Below are 20,835 nucleotides of genomic sequence, written 5' to 3' on the forward strand. Positions count from 1 at the left end.
AGAGTAGGTAGATCTTTCGCTATCCTTTTTAAAGTAGGCAGGTAAAGTATATCGATCAAGGCAAAATGGTATTTTCCATTCTTATGTTTACCGAAGCATTCTATATGAAGTTACTCGCTCGACTTGTTTTGATGTAGCTAAGCTGGTTTGGTGCTATATCCTCAAAAAAAGCACCCCATCCGAGGTGCTTTTAGTTTCTAAATACTTACCCCTCCACTTCAGTTTCGGAGTTGTTCTTTTTGCGCTTGTCGAGGATCTGATTGTAGCTATTGATAATACCATTGAGCTCAGCTATAGCTGTGGTGAAAGGCTCAGTGCCTTTCTTGATGGTATTCAAAGCCGTGATCATGTCTCTGAGCGTATAGTACTCGCTCATCATGGCGTTGCGCTTTTCTTTGACGCTCTCAGGAGATTCGTTGACCATGCTCTTGTTACGAGCTATGTATAGATCACTGAAAGCCACATTGGCACTCTCTATTTCGGTAATCCAGCTAGAGAGGTTTAGCGCTGTGATCGCCTCGCTCATTTCCGGTTTGGTCTTGATATCAGAGATCAGACTAGTCAGTGTACCCGTCTGTTCCTGATAGTTTTGACGCGCTATTCCCGAGCCGTAGAGGCCGATCTGTTTCGATAGGTTATCAGCATGGGCTTTGAGAGACTCGTCATAGTGGTAAGTGTATCCACTGACAACGGTGCTAAATCCCGTAAAAGCCGAATCTCGACGTGTGTCCTCAGACTCTAGATCCTTAGTGAGCGCATTGCCAAGTTCAGGTTTCATAAGTATCACCAGTTCATCAGAGCTGCTTTTGAGTGCTTCATACTCAGCTGCTATTTGCATGACGGCAGGATCATGAGAAAAAGTGACTTTGAGAAAGTCGATGATGAACTGTGAGAATTCGGTGTTGCGTAGTTTGCTTAAATCAATGCTATTCATAGCGATTATTTACTGGTTATTAAATAAAAATTAAAAATCGTAGTTGTTTAGTGGAGTCGGTCTTACCCGACGGTCTGCCATAGGTTGAATAAAGGTGTCGGGTCTTACCCGACGGGTCGCTGCAGGCTGCAGGAAGGTTTCGGGTCTACCCGACAGGCCGCTGCAGGCTGCAGGAAGGTTTCGGTTCCACCCGACAGGCCGCTGCAGGCTGCAGGAAGGTTTCGGGTCCACCCGACAGGTCGCTGCAAGCTGCAGGAAGGTTTCGGGTCTACCCGACGAGCCGCTGCAAGCTGCAGGAAGGTTTCGGGTTCATCCGAAAAGTCGTTGTCCTCTACATCAATGCATCGGATATACCCGATAGGGCTCGATTGTGATGGTGTAAAGAAATATTCGGAAACTGAAGGTATGTTCATCAGAGTTAGGTGTTTTAGATATGTTTCGTCCTGTAGGACGAGGGAGTATTCTATCATGAATTCAATGCTGGTTTAGTAGGTTCAGAATGAATTCCCTCAAATGCTGCCTGCAAATTAGTCATTTATTTGAATAGGGCAAGCTTGGGAGGAGTGATCTATGCCCTTTTGCTAAGTAGGAGGATTTAATATCAGGTTTCAGTTAAGGTTAAGTCGGATAGGGATTAATGGAAATTAAAAGGATACCATCTGCCAGTAGGAGTGGAGATTTTTTCACTAAGTATAGTGATGCAATGGAGATATATTTCTCCATTATAGAATTTTATTTAATTTCGCTCTCGAAAAAGGAGGTCTGTAGAGTAGATCAATGACCTCCGTGCCACATCGAAAGCTCTGGTAATGAGCCACCTGTTAATTAATTCTTATATTTATACAGTAAATGTATTAGGATGAATGCAGTAGAAGCTCGGTTTGATATCGCTAAGAAGACTATTCTGATCTCACCACAGCCAGCGGTTATATTCAATGCTGATTTCAAAGTTTTATTTTCCAATGAAGCTTTTCAAAAGTCCTTTCCTTCCACAGATGACTTGCTAGAAATGTTTAGGGATACAGAGCGTGAAAGTTTGCAGACTAACTTGGAAGCTGATAGAGAGGAGGCCATAGAGTTGTTTTTGACAATAGAGCAAGGTCAGTCACCGAGGCATTCTAAGTGGCGATTTCAGTATATAGAAGAGATTGATTCACATATTGGATTTGGGCAAGTGTTTGAAGAAGAAAAGGCTTCAGTGACACAGGTGGCTGAGCAACTCATGGAATCGACCGATGATATTACTGACTTTTCTAGGCATTTGACCTCTAATATTGATAAGGTTCAGCTGATCACCGACCATATATCAGACGTGGTGTGCTTACATCATCCTGATGATGCTAGATATCTATATGTGTCACCTTCCGTCACTTCTTTGGTAGGGTATCTACCTACAGAGCTAGAAGGTAAGACGCCGTACGAGTTTTTTCATCCAGATTTCTTAGAGCTTTTAGAAAAAGACCACCAGCGCAGTGCTGAAGGAACAGTAGATGGCCCACCTCCAGTGATGGACGTACTATTGTTGACCAAAGGTGGGGGGAAGAAATGGGCTTCTGTGCATAGCCATCCGCTATTTGATGAAGAGGGCAATGTAGCTTTGATTATCAGCTCGGCAAGAGATATCTCAGATCGCAAAAAGTATGAGGAGGAACTAATAAGGAAAAATAGAGAACTGAATGCGTTTTCGTATCGGATATCGCACGATTTGAGGTCTCCATTGACGACGATTATGGCGCTGACCAACCTGATCGAGTCAGAATATGATATCGAAAAAGTCAAGGAGTATTCTCATCTAATCATGGATAGGGTCAACTCTATGGATCGTGTGATTAAGTCGATCATGGATTATGCTCGAAACATGAACAATAAAGTCATCTTTGAGGAGGTCAACCTTCCTGAAATGGTCAAAGAGTTAATAGCAGCCTACAGCTATCATGCTCACTTCGAGAGGCTGTCTATTGCTACAAGCTTTGAAGTATCGATGGTGCATCAGGATCGTATTAGGATGAAAATCATCTTGAACTGTTTATTGTCTAATGCCTATAATTTTGCTGACAAGCATAAAGATAACTCTACCCTAGACCTTCATATAAGTCTGTCAGATTCGATACTGTGTATAGTTTTTAAAGACAATGGTATTGGTATTTCAGATAGAGATCTGGATCGTATTAGGGAGATGTTTTACCGAGGGACTTCATTATCACAAGGAGCAGGGCTTGGTCTCTATATCGTGGAGGAAACGATCAAGCAGCTACACGGTTCTTTGTGCATTTCGAGCGAAGATGGAGAGGGCACAATAATCAGAGTAGGGTTGCCGATAGGTAAGTTATTCAAAGAATGATCCCCTCTTTGGTAAGAAAGAAGACTACCAGTACTCATGAAGTTGTGCAAGACGGCTAATAGTTGAAATAACAAATAACAGCGTCATTGCTAATAGACTGTCGATAGAAAATCGAGAGGCTATGCGGCAATCCGTTCACTGAACTGCTGCATGACCTGAACAGATTGCTTCACTATGTTCGGAATGACGAAATTCTTACGTCTTTATTATAAAAAAACGCAGTAATGTTGAGCAAGGCGAAACATCTCACTAAGGACTTAGAATCTCTTTCGTTTAGACTCAGGGTGACGGCTACCTTTTTATGTTGTGGTAGATTTGGTTTCTAAATTAAAATGACCGTCATCTGAGCACATTCCCACTTTGAAAAGGGGGCTAAAAGACGATCGAAAATCATTCAAACCATAGGCTGACTCGTTTCTCAAAGCAGTTTTACATACCTTTCTGAAAAATCACCTCTACATTAACCTTTATATTTAAATCAACCATAGTAATAAGCACATGAAATTTTTATTGACCGCTGTAGGCACACGAGGCGATATGGAACCGTTTTTGGCATTAGCAGAAATGCTTCAGAACAAAGGTCACGATGTAGTGTGTTTGATGCCTGAGCAGTTTAGATCATTAGCGGAGAGTTCAGGGCTGAGATTTCAGACGATGGGAGAAGATTTTCTCAATATGCTACATAGTCGTGATGGCAAGATCGCTATGGGCTCGGGTGGTGTCAGTAAATGGAAGAAGGTAGTGGCTATTTTGCGCTTGGCTATCAAGAATAGAGACGTCAATCGAGCGTTACTTCAGTATCAGAAAGAGGCTATGGAGGAGGAGGAGCCTGATAAGGTAGTATTTCATGCCAAAGCGCTATATAGTGTGATATGGGAGGTAAAGAACCCTGGGAAGACGGTGATGGTAACTCCAGTGCCATATCTACATTACGTCAAGGGAAAAACGCATTTGGCATTCAATAGTGACTATGGAGAGTTTTTCAATAAGTTGACCTATAAGCTACCCGACTGGGGGATCATAGCGACTATAAAGAGTTCTCTGAAGAGGCTTGGCGAGTCAGGAATCACTCGCCAGCAGATCAAAAATGCCTACCATCGACATACTGTTGTTTATACCATATCACCACAGTTGTTCGCTAGACCCGTCTATTGGGAAGAGAATATGCATGTACTAGGTTATCATGAGCGAGACAAGACGATGAATTGGGCTCCTTTGCCAGAACTCGAAGAGTTTTTAGCCAGACATGAAAAGCCACTTTTAGTAACGTTTGGAAGTATGACCAACCTAGAACCTGTACAAAAGACCAAGGTACTACTAGAGGTGTTGGAAAAACATCAAATACCTGCCATAGTCAATATGAGTGAAGGAGGGTTGGTAGAAGTAGAAGAGTACAATCGCGAGTTGATTTGTTTTGTAGAGAGTGTTCCATATGACTGGGTACTGCCAAAAGTATATGCTATGGTACATCATGGCGGATCAGGGACTACCCATTCTGCCATCAAGTACGGCTGTCCATCGTTGATCATTCCACATATCATAGATCAGTTCTTGTGGAACAAGATTATTTCAGAGAAGGGGCTAGGGCCAAAAGGTGTAGATGTTGGTCAATTCACTGTCCAAAACATCGAACCACTCATTCTTGATCTCTACAATAACGAGACTTATTTTCATAATGTACAGTTAGCAGCCGACCTGATGAAACAGGAGAATTTTGAGGATGAATTGATTGAAGTTTTAGAGGGGTGACGTTTATCTTTTTAGACTCTAGAAGTCTTGTTTTTAAATGAAGTGGGAGTAATTAAGATCATTAAAGCAGCTCCAATCATGGAGCAAAACACCCTTTATTAGGTAAGTGTGATTCTTCTAACGCGGATTTGTAAGAAAAGGACGTACAGTTGGTTACATTTTCAGTATTCCAGCCACTCAAATCTTGATCAAAAGAACTGGCTTTTCTAAACATACTCTTCATATCAGTAACACTAGACACATCCCAATTTAAGGGTTGATTGAATGAAAAGGTAATGTAAAACATATAAGTCATACTTGTGACACTAGAGACATCCCAATCCAAGGGTTGATTAAAGGAAGTGGCTACAGAAAACATACCATCCATATATGCAACACTAGACACATCCCAGTTCAGCGGCTGATTAAATGAAATAGCCCCCTCAAACATTCCTGCCATATTTGTTACCTTCGATACATCCCAGTCACTTAAGTCTTGATCGAATGAGGAAGCGTAAGCAAACATATCGCTCATATCCTCGACCTTCGAAACATCCCAGTGACTTAAGTCTTGATTGAATGATGAAGCGTAGGCAAACATACCGCTCATATCTCTGACTTCACTCAAGTCTGGTGCGTCTATTGCCGTTACTTTCAGGTTGGAACAATCCTGAAAAGCGTGTTCCATTGTCTTCCATTCTATTCCTCCCCAACTGATTACATCTAAAATAGACAGCCTTGATATAGACAGCTTTGGGTCTCCGTTACCGAAATAAATAGCAGGGAATTGACCAGCAATCTTTACGGTATAGATTCCTGATTGTGCATAGGTGTGTGATACATTTCCTGTATGAGTTTCTATATCACTTCCATCTCCCCAGTCTACGCTATAGTCATAGCTATAGTCAGAGTTAGTAGGGATGGTAATCGATTCAGATGCTTTAGTAATCTCCCATCTAGTGATAAATGGATCATATTCATCTATTGCTTGGAGTTCAGCTTCGTTCTCATCACAGGCTGATATCCCTATTGCAGTTATGATGACTGATAAGGCTAGCAATTTTAGATTTTTAATAAACATAAACTGATTATAATTTAACTAGCACGCGGTATACCTAATCCAGACCGTGCTTATATTGATTAAGAGATTTAAGCCTTTGATTTAGAAAAAAACTGGTCGAAGTTACAATTTCGGATTGTTTTAAAATTGTATGTTTCTTTCATTGGTTAAATAATTTGGAGAAAAAGCAGCCGTGCAGAGCAGGGCGAAACATCTCACTAATTCAAAGTGAACTAAGAACAGTATTTGCCAGATCCCTGTCTTCTATCCTGAGAAAACTTCTGGGATGACCATTACTTTTTTGGCTGTGAAAGGCTTTGCTTTTAAAAGGGAAGAAGCAACCCGAGTCCATTGCTTAAAAAACATAAAAAGTAAAATGACCGTTCATTGCGGGCACAGCGCGGCAATTTGCTCGATTAGTGTAGAGTTTTCCCTGAGTAGATTACTTCACTCCGTTCGTAATGACGAAATTCTTACTGTCTTTATTTATACAAAAACGAAGTCATGTTGAGCACAGCGAAACATCTCACTAAGGACTTAGAAGACCTTTCGTTTGGGCTCTGGTTGAAGAATGTTTTTCTACTTCTTATCGTTGACTTTTAGAGGGGGCTTTATTCTTCTATTCTAATGATACTATTCAGCATTCTCATACGGTAGGCGTTGATAGCCATTTTTCCAAGTCGATGTGTGAGGCGATGGTTGACTAGCGCACCTACCATGGCACCGATGCCAGGGATGAGTTGTAGTAACTTAGCCAAATCAATGTGATCTCTGTATTCTAACTGAAATGTACGCCAGTCGAACTCGTTGATATCGCTAGGTAGCGTAGATTTCACTTGATCCCAGTCGGCTACGATTTTGTATACTTCGTTGCGCTGTGATTGGCTAGAGAATGCTAATTGAAATACATAGAGAATGAATAGTCTCTCCTTGTAGTTATTGGTATCGAAGCCGTAGGTCGCCGCGATTTCAAACATCATTTTCATCTTAAGGCTTAGCCAAAGAGGGAAGTCTGCTAATCCACTGATAAATCCTCCGAACCCAGTAATCGCTCCTTCGGCTGCCGCAGAGGAGCAGTAGAAGTTGATTCGTTCCAAGGCTCTCTTTTCGCGTTGCTCTACTGTCACTAGATCATCAGGTAATCTAGTCGTGAAGTTGGCTCCGAACAATACACCTTTGGTCAGTTCTTTGATGGCAGAGGTGATGACTTGGTGGACTTTTTCAGGTATGATTCTATTGATGCGCTTCTGCATATTGCTAATTGCTGAGCTAGAGAGGTTGGGTTTGCGCTGCATGGCATATTGCCAATCTTCCAGTTCGATAGCTGCTAAGTCAGATAGTATTTTTTCCATATTCAATGATCAACGGCATATTGCCGAGTTAGGATATAAGGCTAAGGTAGAAAGAAATATGTAATGACCTTATTAGTGTTCATAAGGAAGGAATTATTACGTTAAGTTGTAATTATAAGGCGGGTTAAACCTTTTTCTACGGCCTACAGCTCATTTGCCATATTTGATTCTGTTGCTATGAAATGTACTGTCGCTTACACAGTCATTCTTCATAAAATAGACAGTTTGCCTCTTTGAGTATCCGACTTTTTGGGAAATTGGATTTCATAGAAATATACTCCTTTGATCCCAGATGGTAGATAGACTTTGGAACTAGTATCAGACTTGTGAAATACTAATCGCCCGTCTAGAGAATAGAGTGATATTTGAAAGGATTCGTTTTGAGGGTTACGTATGTTGATGACACCTCTGCATGGGTTTGGATAGAGAGTAGGCAATGATGAAGTAGAGTTAATAGAAAGCTCAAGTTCATCATCTGTTTGTTCATCGACAGACAGTGGGTCGGTGTCATTTTGATATTCATCTAGGTTAGAAAAACCATCGCTATCCGTATCGTCAGTATCGGAGTACAATGCACCTAGCAAGTTTTCTATTTCCCAATCATCTGGTATACCATCTCCGTCAGAGTCAGATTTGTCAGAAGTAATAGATGGAAGTTTAGCATCGACTGACATCAGATAGTCTCTTAGTTCGATGACTATTTCGGCAGACTGATCACTTGATTCACTATAGAGATTGGTTGCTTCACTGAGGTCTTCTGATAGATCATACAAGTATCGAGTTCCTGTTTCATACTCTACGATAAGTTTGTTTTCTCCTTTGATGATAGCGGATCGAGGTTCCTTGTTGGGATTGGTAGCGTAGTGGGGGGAATGAAATATGAGACCATTTTCTCTGGCTAGGGTAGAGGCATTGCCTTTTAGAATGTTTTTGAAACTGATGCCATCGATGTTGCTAGGAAGACCATCTAGATCAGAGCCGATCAAGTCGACTATCGTTGGAAATAGATCATACCCTATGATAGGTTCAGTAGAGTGCGTGTTAGCTGATATTCCGGGTCCTGAGACGACGAACGGGACACGAATTCCTCCTTCGAAAATCATTGTCTTACCTAGTTTAAGCGGTTCATTGGAGGACTGACTGGTTTGACCACCATTGTCTGAAGTGTAGATGATATAAGTATTGTCATCGATATCTTTTTCATCTACATAGTCCAGAATGCGTCCAAGTGATTCATCTAAGTCTTCGGTCATTGCTGCGTAGCTGACATTGTCGTGACGGGTCCCTGTAGACTTGGCGTTATATTTATCCAGTGAACTCTGAGTGGATTCGATGTCTGTATGAACGGCATAGTGTGAAAGCTGTAGGTAAAAAGGTTGGTTGTTCAGTATAGCGTCGTCCATGAAGTCAATTCCACTTTGAGTAATGGTAAAGATTTTTTTAGGGTCGTCATTGACGGAAGTACCACTATCTCCATCATTATTATCTGTATTACCATCACTTTCATGAAAACCATGTAAGCTGGGACCTCCACCACTTAGGTGCCACTTGCCAAAGTGAGCGGTAGTGTAATTGAGTCCTGTAAGAGATTTTAGATATTCAGGTAAGGTAGTTTCAGATTGGGTGATAGAGGTGATACTTGCCGGAGTGGTCAAAAACTCATCAGTGGTAATTTCGGGATTGGTTTCTGTGAAGCCTGTCCTTGCCGTAGACTTAGCTGTCAGGATACTCATTCTACTTGGAGAGCATTTGGGAGAAGGGGAGTAGGCTCTTGAGAATCGCATACCCGCTGCTGCCAATAGTTCTAAATTGGGTGTTTCATAATAGTCACTTTTTGACTCTGTGTCGTCGGGATCCATCTGTACTGAAGTTCCATTCCAGCCTTGGTCGTCGGCTATGATAAGTATGATGTTAGGAGAAACTTGAGCGAATAGATTTCCATAGATATTGAAAGCAAATAGGGTTGCAATGATCCTGATCATGGTTTTTTTAGTTATTGGGTGAAAGCTATTGATATCGACGTTCTGTCTCTATCCATTTTGAAGCTTCTTTCTTTATCCTTTATGTCAAAATTGACAATGTTCAGATGATCTGAAATTTCTGATATCAAGCAAGTGTTTTTGAAAGTCATCTCAAGAATGTCTCTTGGAGGAAAAAAGATTACTCCTGTTATCTGCAAGTGACCGTTGTTTTGTCTCAGAGAGATATCGCATAGTTCTTGTAGTTCATGATTGATATAGTACTTAGTATTCGTTTGTATGTAGTTTGTGACTAAGTCCTCTTGTTGACTTTTACTTAGCTGATCAAAGTTTGGCCATAGAATGGCCAAATCTTCTACCTCCAGATATGCTTGAAATTCTAACCGATGCTCACTACTGAAAAAATCAAATACTGCGATTTGAGCATTATGACCGTAAGTTATCTCTGCAAGACAAATTAATATGGCACAAAGAAGGAATCTCATTTTACCTGAATGATTCTGCTGGTGTACCTACAAAGCACCTAGGGATCTCAGGGAAGTTTTCTGTGATGACATAGAAGTAACTAAAGGTCTCAGATCCTGACGATGTACTTAAAGTAATGCTTCTTTCTATACCATTACATTCGTCTAAGTCTCCAGTTTCTGCTACGTATTCAAAGTCATTAGTGTATTTGCCGTTGTACTCGCCGCAAGGAGCCGACACGCCATCACCAGATCGATTGCCACTCTTCAATTGATAACTTGGTGTCATTTTCTTCAAGTTTCCATCTTCGTCAGGACCGTATAGGTATAGAATTGGAAACCCATCTGCTGCCCATCCTACTTGAACGGGAGAAGTTGGTACGGTACCTGTACTAAGTCCAGTTTGTATAGTTTCAACATACTCGAACATATTTCCATGATAATGGTAGCCTTGAGGGCCAATATGTGCGCCTGAGCAGTCTAATTGTACTTGTCCGTTTTCAGAGCCTCTGTTCAAAGTAGGTTCAAATACCCAATCCCAGTTGTACTCTCCTGTTTCAGTGTTTTCAAAGATAAAAGGTGTAGCAGGTGCTGGTGCATATATTACTCCATTTAGTGCTATCCCAAACCAGTATTGTGGTCTATTGGTAGCGCTGAGTATGCTTGTAGTTTGGGCAGCTTTAGTTGGAGTCGCATCTAGCGTATATGTCCTAGACATAGCTTCAAATTGATTTCGGGCATCTCCATAATCGTGGTTGGGTACAGAATTGGCGTCTATAATTCTGAAATCATCAGTTATACTCTCAGAGTAAGAGCTAGTGCCCAATGCAGCGTTTGGACAGCCGATATCTGATCTACTGATACTGTTGTCGTTTGGACAGTCTGCTATGGTTTCGGTACCATCATCATCAGAGATAGATACAGTGGCTACAGCAGTCGAGACCGAAATCCCGTCAGGTTGCTCTGAACTTATAGAAACCACGATCGTTTCATCGTCTTCTTCCTCATCATCATCTATCAGCGCAAAACTAAGTTTTGCAGAACTTTCCCCGTCTGCTATAGAAACAGACTCAGCTACTTGTGTATAGTCAGAAGAGGCAGTAGCCGATCCTGATATATTCAGGGCTATAGAAATATTAGCTGAAGTAGTATTCGTTTTATCTAGCGCTATTGTGAAATCTACACTTTCGTCACCTTCAGATACTGAACTAGGTGATACGGATATAGAAGCTACTGCCGAAAATGATGAAGAATCATCATCTGAATCGTTATTAGAACTTCCGTCAGCATTCTCGTCGCAAGAAAAGAGAGTAATAGTCACTATGACTATGGCTATAAGCCATTGGGTACTTTTTTTCATGATTGAGTCTTTTATACTTTGACAGTATTTGAAGAAAAAGGTTTAATCATAGGGCAATTGCCCATTGGATTTATTTCCCAGATCCTTGGAGTGGAGAGCTTCTTTGTTACAGTTTTAAACTTTCTTACTCCTACTATCTTAATTCATACTTAAGACGCTAATGTGTTTTGCTATCCCTCGAAAAGCTTATATAAAAAGTTAATTGGCTTAAACATTAGCTTTCCCAAACAATTCTCTCTTAGCTTTCTTCCAAAATGAAAAGAAGGAAGGAAAATACCCTGACACTGAAGTCATCCAATCTCTAGGTTCTTCTATTCCTTCATACTGATTGAGAGGGTGTTCCTTGAATCTAATTTCTTGATTGGGCTTTAGCATTCTTTTCAAATCATTGAACTCTCCTGTAAAGATTTGAATGTTTGGTATGTTGTCCGCTAAATCGAGCGTAAATTGAATACTGCGATCCGATACTGGGTATTTTTCAAATACGCTGGGTTCTAGCAAAAGGATTCTATTTGCATCTAAACCCTGATGCCATTTCGGATCTAGATTGTAGAAGTTATAAATCAACACTGGCTGATCAGGGTTGATTGTAACTAGACCCGTTTTTGGTAAAGAGGTGGTTAAAGACAGAGTTGATATCTCTTTCAATTCCTTAGGAACATTAATTCCCATCAGTTCCTCATAGCTAGTATCTAAATAGGTTTTGGTTTGGTCTGAGTGGGTGTATTTGTTGATGTTCTCTTGATTAGCTATGTATAGTTTGTTACTATTAGCTCCAGCTACCCATTGCCAGCTCAGTGCGTTACTAGCCCAGTCTGCATCTAATAAATCATAATACATCCATCTTGCTGGTGTCATCCAATGACTCTTACCGATGTTACAAATTAGCATGGCAAGATACATCCTCATATGGTTATGGATGTAGCCTATATTATTCAGCTCATTGATACCCTTATCTAGTGCTTCAATTCCAGTGTTAGTATCAGTTATAGCATTAGGTATGTCGGTGTGAAGGAAGTGAGGCTGCGGGTGTTTGATATCTAGATTTACATCTTTTACCTGCCACACCCGCTGCCAGTAGTCTCTCCATGCTAATTCTTGAATAAATTTCTCTATTCTACGCAGGTCGACTCCTTTAATCACTAAGCTCTTCATTACATCTCTAGTGGAAATCACTCCTCGAGAGATATAAGGTGAAAGACGAGACACTGTGCCGTCTATGTAGTTACGCGAAGCAGTGTACCTAGAAGGGTCGTATGCTTCTAATAGGTTAATTATCTTTTGATAGTCAGTAGTGAATGTCATCTATTAACCTTTTACCACTGACATACCTCCGTCTACAGGAATGATTTGCCCTGTAATCCATGAGGATTTATTGGAAAGTAAAAACAGAGACGCTTCTACGATGTCATCTATTTTGCCGATTCGTTTCATAGGATGTCTAGCGTCATTTGCTTTGATTTTGTCTTCTGATGATAATAATCCACTTGCTAAAGGTGTATTGGTTAATGAAGGAGCTATTGCATTTATTCTAATGGTAGGGCTAAGTTCAGCTGCTAATGCACGTGTTAAGCCTTCAATGGCTCCCTTGGAAGCGCTTACTTGACTGTGAAAATTAAATCCTGACTGTACTGCGACTGTCGAATACAATACTATAGATGCTTCCTTGGATTTTTTTAGTCTGGTTATCATAGCTTGGATGATTTTTACGGCACTTACCACATTCAGCTCATAGTCTTTTACCATGTTTAATGGTGAAATCCGTTGAAAAGGTTTTAGATCTATAGAGCCAGGGCAATAGACTATACCATCTATAGTATCTGGAAGATCTGGAAATTGATAATTATCATTTAGCACGTCCAATTTAAACGTGATCAAATTAGCGTCATCTACTTCAATTGGATGTTGATTGTATGAAGCGAAGACCTTATTGTTTTGAGCTAATAGAGATTTTGTCAGTCCGAGACCTATTCCTGAGGAACCACCTATGATGATGTAATTATTCATGTGCTATTGTCTAATGTTTACAAATAGCTCATAAGATGTAAAGGAATTGATCGCTGATTAAAGATTTGCGTTAGTGCAGAAGAGTTAATGAACAAAACGACATATGCTACTGCAAGTTTCATATTATTCAAAACAAAAAGAGAAAATCATAGAAGAAACGATAGGAAAGCCATTTGGTCTCTTACGTAGGTTTAAAATGAAGGGGATAGGCTCTCAGAAGTTAGTAGTTCGTTCTGCCAATCCTGAAATTACGAATCTTTATCTTCATCAAAATGGGGAGATTTTTACCAATATAGAACTTAGACCCAAAGGTATAGCACTCTGGTTTAGGTCTAGGATAGATGTATATATACTCATGATTCCTTATTATCAGTTATCTGTTTATCGCAATGGAGAGTATTTGAATGTGTACGGAGGACAGTGGAAAGTAATGCTCAAACCAGCCCATAATCAGGTCATTAACACTAAATTTTTAACTAAGCTATTCGATATCAGAAACGGGGTGGTTGGTGATTCTGTGACATATTAAACGCCCAACTATCTCTACAGTACGCAATAAAATGAGCCTGTGAATTTTACGTTATCGGTTAGTCCATTATTTTTGAATACCCGAATTATGAAATACAATTTTCGATACGTATTAGCAGTCAGTGCTTTATTGACATACCAACAAACTTTTGCTCAAGAAGAAAAAAAGACTGAGGAAGAAGATATTTTGACTACTCAATATGAAGTTCCTTTGACTGTCGATCTCGATGGAGAAGAAGAAAAGCCAATTGAGATAAAAAAGAAGAAGGTCAAAAAGAAGGTATTTTATGGTGAAAAGACCAGAAAAGGCTGGACAAGATCTGGCTCTGGTAATAAGGTAGTTTGGGAACAATTCTATATGCTCAAGACCTATAAAGAGCCAGTACCATATGTCAGAGACGTATACTGGTTTGACTATAGAAAACGTAAGGTCGTAAAATCAAGAAAGATAGATACAAAGAATGCGGGTATTCTACATGGTCCCTATAAAAAACTGCTGGATGACCAAGTCATAGAAGAGGGTATATTCTATTATGGTGTGAAGCATGGTCGATGGATGCGATGGAACAAATATGATATTCTTCAAGAAAAAGAAAAGTATTACAAAGGCTGGCCAAAGGAATCTATGATCGCTTATCATAATAAAGAGGAAAAGAAGATCAAAGAAGCTATACCAGTGCACTTTGGAGAGAAGGAGGGATATTACTTTGCATTTCACCCTAGTGGGAATATGGCTGCATATGGAGAATATAAGTTTGATAATAAAGTAGGTACTTGGCGAGAATTCTACGATATCAAAAATCGCCGTAAAAGAGAAATAGTTTACCCAAAAGATCCTTTCGATGATGAATTTAAACCATTCGTCATTAGAGAATGGGATGAAAGAGGTAAGCTTATTTATGAGGTAAAAAAGAAATAAGCTTGAAATCTATAGGAAAGCATTATTGTTAATTGCTTTTGAATATTACTAAAAGTAAAAGTCCTCCTAATCATGCATCCTAATGAGTGAGTTTTGCGTTGAAGTTTAACGAACCCTTAAGAACTTACTCTACTCCCCAAATTTTAATAGCAGGCGATAGCCTATTGGATTCAACTCTTCGATTTGTCGGTTGAAGAAATTATAGAACCCAGAAAGTACTCCACCAATTGAGTAGGGTAGTTTTCATCAGAACTTTCTAAAACGGTGTTATTGACTGCTTTTAAGCTGGCTATACTCCTATATCCTTTGAAGAAAGGATGGTAGTATTTGTTTCTATATAAAACTAGGATTATGAGAAAGGATAAAAATATTTTCACTCAAAACGGTTTAAAGAGTTTTATTAGACTTTTTAAATCAGTTATGGTGGTTGCAGCAGTGATTATTTATGGCTCAATCAACAATAGACACAATGAGGAAATGAATATAGCATCGGAAAAACCATTTATATCTGATATAGATACTGAATTTATGTTAGCAAGTAATCATGCAGTTTTAACTAATAGGCGAGCACTTAAATACTTGAGATGGGGTGTTACATAAATATTAAATAAAAAAAGACCGGAGTCGACTTCGGTCTTTTTTTATTCTATTGCTTTATCTGACTATTTTACTAAAAGTATAAAACAATTCTGCACCTATTTGCCTAGACCTTTCATCATACTTGTCAGCCTCTTCTGGTAAGTCGTCGAAAGCTTTAGGGTCTTCATATCTTACAGGAATTCTTGCTTCTGTTCCTGGAATAAAAGGACAGTTTTCATCAGCATGGTCACAGGTCATGACAGCTGCAAATTTTGAAGCGTCGTTCTTCCTATCATCAAAAAGTTTAGAAAACATCTTCAAAGATTTTCCTTCTTCCGCATCAAAAACCGAATAAATTGGGTTTTGTTCACGAGCAAAAAATACTCTAAATCCCATTCTCTTGATAGAAGCAACTGCTCTTTCGTTAAAAAAAGTAACTTCTACTCCACCAGACATACTCTTTACAGGTATATCATAGTAATGAGATGCTGTATGTGCCCACAATTGAGCGAACTGACTTCTCCTAGAATTGTGAGTACAGATAAAGTTTAGATTGACATCTTCACCTAGACTTACTTTTCCTTGAATGTAGTCAATCAATGGTTGAAGTACTTCTTTCCTTTCTTCAGAGATTTCATTGATAGGTAGACTATCAATTACCTCTTGAAGTTTCGTAGTCATTTGGTAGTTAGTTTGTGTTAGCATTTAACTGTTGGCTTTATTTATAAGTATAGTTTTACTGTTTTCAACAACATCCGGAGCCGGGAACACAGCAAGATTCTGCTTCTTGTGGTCTGGTTGATATACGCACGCGAGGCTTTTCTTGAGGGATACCGCAGTTATCCTTCGCTAGGCAATCAGTAAATTGGTTTTGCAATATGAATTGTCCATCGACAAAATCCAAATCATATTTACCTATTGTATGTCCTTGATATTCAACTTCAATCACATTGTCTTTGATTCCTAATTTTTCTTCAGATAATTCTATTATGTTCCTGAGTTTTTGAGCACTTAATCTATGATCATAATCGTTACTAGTCCATAATTGAAAGTTTACCCTTTCCTCATTTCTCAATGTTCCGCCACAATCAATAAATTTTTTTGTGATAGCACCCACCTCTGTTATATGGAAATGAGCAGGCACTTTACTACCATCACTTAATGAGAAATTAACTTCGTCTAACTCCTTTAGTATCTTTTTTAATTCTGATAATTTCATCTTTCTTATTATTTAGTTAACAACAAGTATTTCGTTTTTTTACAAGCTCAGACACACTGTTCAAAGCTTCTTTCAGTTCGTTCCATTTGGCTTCATTGATACAATAGCATATGTTCTTACCTTCAATTGTACCTTGTATTAAGCCCACTTTTTTCAGTTCACTTAGATGCTGAGATATCGTTGGTTGTGCAAGAGGTAACTCGTCAACTAAGTCATTGCAGATGCATTCAGGACTTTGAGCTACATATTCTAGAATTGACCAACGAGCTGGGTGCCCAATAGCCTTGAAGATTTGGGCTAGATCATTTGTTCTATCGTCAAAACCCGATGTTTTTGTAATTCCCATATTGCAATATTACGATACGTTAAATTCTTTTATGTAATATTGCGATAGAAAATAAGCATGTCTATTTATGGCGACAAAGAAAAGGTTAGGATTCATTGATCAATATTTGACACTTTGGATCTTCATTGCAATGATAATTGGAGTAGGTATAGGTTACTTTGTTCCGTCATTTCCTGTAGTTATTGATTCGATGAGTAGTGGTACTACTAATGTACCAATAGCTATTGGTTTGATACTAATGATGTATCCACCACTGGCAAAAGTGGATTATGCACTGCTTCCGAAGGTTTTTAAGAATGTAAAAGTTCTTTCGGTATCTCTTCTGTTGAATTGGGTAATAGGTCCTGTGCTGATGTTTGTCTTGGCAATAATTTTCTTAAAGGATTATCCAGAGTATATGGTAGGGCTTATTTTGATTGGATTAGCCAGATGTATTGCGATGGTACTGGTGTGGAATGATCTTGCAGAAGGTAGTAGCGAGTATGGTGCTGGCTTAGTAGCACTGAATAGTATATTTCAGGTTTTTGGATACAGTTTTTATGCATGGTTGTTCATTACTAAACTTCCACCTTTGTTCGGTTTTCAGGGAACAATTATTAATATTTCTATAGTTACTATAGCTGAGAGTGTAGCTATATACCTCGGAATTCCTTTTTTGATGGGGCTCCTTAGTCGACTTGTTTTAGTAAAGGTCAAAGGTGATGAATGGTATAAGACTGTTTTTATACCTAAAGTTTCTCCCATGACTTTAATTGCTCTTTTGTTCACGATTATTGTGATGTTTTCGTTGAAGGGCGAATTAATTGTCCAAATACCTCAAGATGTAATGATTATAGCAATTCCAATGTTGATCTATTTTGCTCTGATGTTCTTGATTGGTTTTGTAATTAGTAAATCATTAGGTGCTGAATATGACAAAAACGTGGCTATTGCTTTTACAGCTGCAGGAAATAATTTTGAATTAGCGATAGCGGTGGCTATAGCTGTATTTGGGCTGAATTCTGGACAGGCATTTACAGGAGTCATTGGACCGTTGGTAGAAGTTCCTGCTTTGATTTTATTAGTTCGTGTAGCTTTTTGGTTGAAGTCAAAACTCTACGATGATAAAAAAGTACTGGTTGAACAATAAAATAGAGGGAGGCTTAATGGTCTCTCTTGTTATTGTGTTGAAGGGCTCACGTTTGTGAGCCTTTTTCAATTGAAAAGGTTGAATATTCTCTTGGTAGCTCTAATTTGCGCTTCTAAATTGATTGAAATGAATAGAAGGTATTTAGCAATAGCAGCAATATTAGGAGCCTTAACGGTAATCATTGGAGCATTTGGTGCTCATGGGTTGAAGTCAATCCTTATTGAGAATGGCAAACTTGAGGTTTTTGAAACGGCAGTGAATTACCAGATGATGCATACTCTTTCTCTTTTGATTGTAGGGTTTCATTTTGAGACCATCAGATTAGCTAACTGGGTGTCGAATTGCTGGATTATAGGTGTTTTTATATTCAGCGGATCACTATATGCTCTTTCCATTACTAATGTTAGCATATTAGGAGCTATTACTCCTATTGGGGGTACTTTTTTTATTATTGGTTGGGGAGTTTTGATCTATTCAATTTTGAAAAAGTAGTTCTCTATTTACATCGATAGAAGTTTAGTAATGATTTGAACGATCTCTTGACTCAGAGAGACGTCGATTAGTCTGTTCTGTTTAGCTTTTGAATAGAGTATAAATATGCTATTTATTTATCGAAAAATACATGTGTTCTGTCGTAAAGTATAGTGAATCAAGTCTTTGTGTGTTATAGATTTAAGCTTAATCTATTTAAATCCATTAGTATTATGAAAAATCAATTAACACAGATTACCTATTTACTGTCAATTCTATTTATTTCATTTTTGGTCTCTTGTGGTGGAGATGAAGAATCCAATGACGAAGAAGCAGGAGAAACTATTTCTGACTTTGATGAAGTCGCTGTTTCTAGCGAAGAGTTAAAAGAAAATGTACCTACTAGCGTTTTGAGTGATCCTACATATGGTGCATTAATTGACGCACAGATTGAATCCATGGCAGCATTTGTAACAGCACAGTCGTTGAATCTATCCCCAGCTGAGGATGCTGCTAAAGCAGGAATATCTATTTCAAAATCAATGGTTGGATGTTTTTCAGGTTCAGAACCATTGACAGGCCAGTATACCTGGAGTTATGGAGGGTTCGGATATACACTTGCTTACGGAGAGGATGAAAGCAACTACTATTGGTTGTCTGACTACACTGGAGACTATGATGACGGATCAGGTACTACAACTACCGTTACTTATACAACCAATTCAGTGACAAGTAAGACTGGTTTTAATGGGTGTATCTATTACGAATTAGATGGTACTCAGCTAGCAAAGATGACTTGGAGTACAAACACTGCAGGTGATATTTCTTTTGTGTACGACTTTGGGACAGATATGATAGAACTCAAGATAAACGCTGACGGTTCTGGGTATTTGAAGTATTCAACAAGTACTTATCAGTGGGATGCAAGTGGGGTAATTACAACTTCAGAGGAATAAAACAAATAAACAATATTTTTAAAATGCGCCCATTAAGATAATAGGGCGCATTTTTTTTATCGAAAGAATTTTTTTTGAAATTCTTTCCAACGTTTTGATTCACGTCTATGTCCTTAAAATAAAAACAAGATCTTTATGAATCAGCTTAAAAAAACCAATCTACTTAGCATTGCCTTGGCAATGTTAGTAGCAGTAATGATGATCTCGTGCGATGAATTTCGCGACGATGCGTCTCCAGAAGGAGAAGAACTTTTAACTCTAGATGTAGATAGACAAATTAGAGCAGGAGGATCCATTCTCTTTGATCTGAGTAAGGTTACAAATACCAACAAGACTGTAGAGTTTAGTATCTCTCAAAGTCCTACAAAAGGTGACCTTTCTTTTTTAAATCCAACCTTATTAAAGTATCAAGGTTTGCAAAATTTTAATGAAGGTAAAGACCTTTTTGTTGTTGAAATTTTGGATGGCCAACAAGTATTAGACGAAGATACGATTGTTGTAGAGATCATTAAAGGCGACTCTATAGGGTGTTTTGCTGGAGCTCAATCAGATTTGTTTCAGGTTTACGCCAATGAGCCAGATACGTTTAATGTCCTCACAAATGATGGTATTTGTCCAGAAAAGTTAGATTCTGTAGGTTTCTCATATGAGCAAATAAAGAATGGTAAATTGACACTCGTGAATGATGGAAAGTTTGTTTATGAACCCAATCCGAAATTTGTTGGAAGTGATTCGTTTGTATATACCTTGTATTTGATAGATGAAGAGTCAAATGTATATGAGAGCATGGCACAGGCGACAATATTTGTTCAAGAATTAGACTCACAAAACGTTTGTGTAGATAAAGTTTGGCCAAACATATTTGAACACTATACTTTCCCATTGCAAGAAACTTACCCAATACAAATTCAGTATCCAGATCCAGCTTGTTCATTGCCACCTGTCACGACTTCAATTATAGGAGTATCTAATGGAAGTGCTTTATTAGTTGAAAACGATATTGTAATAGTCTATCAACCAGAAGCACCAGTTGACAGTCTTGAGACCATTGAATACCAATTAACATTTGAAGATGGAAGCCAGTTTACAAGAACTATTTCAATGACATTCACGAGTGATCGACCATGTGAGGATCAGTTCTATGCACTGGAAGATACATTGACATTCCAAGGTTATCCTATTGAAGTCGCTGATCGAACTTTTGATCCAGTTGATAATGATTTTATATGTGCTGATATCAATTATTATGAAATGTTCATCAGTTCCCAACCAGAATTCGGGAAACTGACAGTAAATGAAAATAGAGAAGTAGAGTATGAATACTCTCTTGAAGATGTGTTTGGCGAAACTATTGTTTCAGATGCTGAATATACACTTTGCATAGGCAATGTCTGTGATAAAGGTAAAATCCACCTAAGGGTGGAAATAGCGGATTAAGTTAGTAAGTAGTTAAGGTTAATTGT

20 protein-coding genes are annotated in these 20,835 nt (G+C 38.8%); 9 read left to right on the forward strand and 11 right to left on the reverse strand.

Translation table 11 applies throughout. From position 1 onward, the window contains the following. Positions 1–205: 205 nt before the first annotated feature. A complete protein-coding gene (locus tag DKG80_RS02335; RefSeq protein ID WP_162555634.1) occupies positions 206–838 on the reverse strand; it encodes a DUF6261 family protein in 633 nt (210 codons plus the stop codon). 955 nt (positions 839–1,793) lie between these two features. Here DKG80_RS02335 and DKG80_RS02340 point away from each other — a divergent pair. Together DKG80_RS02340 and DKG80_RS02345 are read left to right on the forward strand one after the other, a co-directional pair. Continuing rightward, positions 1,794–3,275, forward strand: coding sequence for an ATP-binding protein (locus DKG80_RS02340; protein WP_109829682.1), 1,482 nt, complete (start codon positions 1,794–1,796; stop codon positions 3,273–3,275). Positions 3,276–3,773: 498 nt separating this feature from the next. Continuing rightward, positions 3,774–5,024 (forward strand): glycosyltransferase, encoded by a 1,251-nt coding sequence (locus tag DKG80_RS02345; protein ID WP_109829683.1) that lies wholly within the window; start codon positions 3,774–3,776, stop codon positions 5,022–5,024. Positions 5,025–5,100: 76 nt separating this feature from the next. Here the strand turns inward: DKG80_RS02345 and DKG80_RS02350 are convergent, their stop codons facing one another. From DKG80_RS02350 to DKG80_RS02380, 7 genes are all read right to left on the reverse strand, one after another. After that, positions 5,101–6,084 (reverse strand): BspA family leucine-rich repeat surface protein, encoded by a 984-nt coding sequence (locus DKG80_RS02350; protein ID WP_109829684.1) that lies wholly within the window; start codon positions 6,082–6,084, stop codon positions 5,101–5,103. 590 nt (positions 6,085–6,674) lie between these two features. Further along, positions 6,675–7,415 (reverse strand): EcsC family protein, encoded by a 741-nt coding sequence (locus DKG80_RS02355; RefSeq protein ID WP_185140153.1) that lies wholly within the window; start codon positions 7,413–7,415, stop codon positions 6,675–6,677. A 209-nt stretch (positions 7,416–7,624) separates the two neighbouring features. After that, on the reverse strand, positions 7,625–9,397 hold the full coding sequence (locus DKG80_RS02360; protein WP_109829685.1) for a sulfatase-like hydrolase/transferase: 1,773 nt from the start codon (positions 9,395–9,397) through the stop codon (positions 7,625–7,627). 11 nt (positions 9,398–9,408) lie between these two features. Beyond that, positions 9,409–9,879 (reverse strand): hypothetical protein, encoded by a 471-nt coding sequence (locus DKG80_RS02365; RefSeq protein WP_109829686.1) that lies wholly within the window; start codon positions 9,877–9,879, stop codon positions 9,409–9,411. 1 nt (position 9,880) lies between these two features. Then, positions 9,881–11,218, reverse strand: a complete 1,338-nt coding sequence (locus tag DKG80_RS02370) for a YHYH protein (protein ID WP_109829687.1) — start codon at positions 11,216–11,218, stop codon at positions 9,881–9,883. A gap of 207 nt (positions 11,219–11,425) precedes the next feature. Further along, the gene (locus DKG80_RS02375; RefSeq protein WP_109829688.1) at positions 11,426–12,523 is read right to left on the reverse strand and encodes an FAD-binding domain-containing protein; all 1,098 of its coding nucleotides are present in this window, start codon (positions 12,521–12,523) and stop codon (positions 11,426–11,428) included. 3 nt (positions 12,524–12,526) lie between these two features. Further along, positions 12,527–13,225, reverse strand: a complete 699-nt coding sequence (locus DKG80_RS02380; RefSeq protein WP_109829689.1) for an SDR family NAD(P)-dependent oxidoreductase — start codon at positions 13,223–13,225, stop codon at positions 12,527–12,529. A gap of 103 nt (positions 13,226–13,328) precedes the next feature. On the opposite strand from DKG80_RS02380, the gene DKG80_RS02385 reads away from it, so the two are divergent. From DKG80_RS02385 to DKG80_RS02395, 3 genes are all read left to right on the forward strand, one after another. Continuing rightward, positions 13,329–13,754, forward strand: a complete 426-nt coding sequence (locus tag DKG80_RS02385; RefSeq protein WP_109829690.1) for a hypothetical protein — start codon at positions 13,329–13,331, stop codon at positions 13,752–13,754. A gap of 87 nt (positions 13,755–13,841) precedes the next feature. Then, positions 13,842–14,672, forward strand: a complete 831-nt coding sequence (locus DKG80_RS02390) for a toxin-antitoxin system YwqK family antitoxin (protein WP_245906943.1) — start codon at positions 13,842–13,844, stop codon at positions 14,670–14,672. A 351-nt stretch (positions 14,673–15,023) separates the two neighbouring features. Continuing rightward, entirely contained in the window at positions 15,024–15,272 is a 249-nt protein-coding gene (locus DKG80_RS02395) for a hypothetical protein (protein ID WP_109829691.1), read from the forward strand. Positions 15,273–15,326: 54 nt separating this feature from the next. Here the strand turns inward: DKG80_RS02395 and DKG80_RS02400 are convergent, their stop codons facing one another. The 3 genes from DKG80_RS02400 to DKG80_RS02410 all read right to left on the reverse strand — a co-directional run bounded on the left by DKG80_RS02400 (position 15,327) and on the right by DKG80_RS02410 (position 16,816). Next, a complete protein-coding gene (locus DKG80_RS02400; protein WP_109829692.1) occupies positions 15,327–15,932 on the reverse strand; it encodes a protein-tyrosine-phosphatase in 606 nt (201 codons plus the stop codon). A 64-nt stretch (positions 15,933–15,996) separates the two neighbouring features. Beyond that, on the reverse strand, positions 15,997–16,470 hold the full coding sequence (locus tag DKG80_RS02405) for a DUF6428 family protein (RefSeq protein WP_109829693.1): 474 nt from the start codon (positions 16,468–16,470) through the stop codon (positions 15,997–15,999). A 16-nt stretch (positions 16,471–16,486) separates the two neighbouring features. After that, entirely contained in the window at positions 16,487–16,816 is a 330-nt protein-coding gene (locus DKG80_RS02410; RefSeq protein WP_109829694.1) for an ArsR/SmtB family transcription factor, read from the reverse strand. Positions 16,817–16,883: 67 nt separating this feature from the next. On the opposite strand from DKG80_RS02410, the gene arsB reads away from it, so the two are divergent. The 4 genes from arsB (at position 16,884) to DKG80_RS02430 (ending at position 20,809) form a co-directional block, all read left to right on the forward strand. Next, a complete protein-coding gene (gene arsB, locus DKG80_RS02415; RefSeq protein ID WP_109829695.1) occupies positions 16,884–17,945 on the forward strand; it encodes an ACR3 family arsenite efflux transporter in 1,062 nt (353 codons plus the stop codon). Positions 17,946–18,071: 126 nt separating this feature from the next. Beyond that, entirely contained in the window at positions 18,072–18,437 is a 366-nt protein-coding gene (locus DKG80_RS02420) for a DUF423 domain-containing protein (RefSeq protein WP_109829696.1), read from the forward strand. Between the two features lie 212 nt (positions 18,438–18,649). Next, on the forward strand, positions 18,650–19,372 hold the full coding sequence (locus DKG80_RS02425; protein ID WP_109829697.1) for a hypothetical protein: 723 nt from the start codon (positions 18,650–18,652) through the stop codon (positions 19,370–19,372). 135 nt (positions 19,373–19,507) lie between these two features. Further along, the gene (locus DKG80_RS02430; RefSeq protein ID WP_109829698.1) at positions 19,508–20,809 is read left to right on the forward strand and encodes an Ig-like domain-containing protein; all 1,302 of its coding nucleotides are present in this window, start codon (positions 19,508–19,510) and stop codon (positions 20,807–20,809) included. The last annotated feature ends 26 nt before the right edge of the window (positions 20,810–20,835 follow it).

Source organism: Reichenbachiella versicolor (assembly GCF_003171675.1).
Classification (GTDB): Bacteria; Bacteroidota; Bacteroidia; order Cytophagales; family Cyclobacteriaceae; genus Reichenbachiella; species Reichenbachiella versicolor.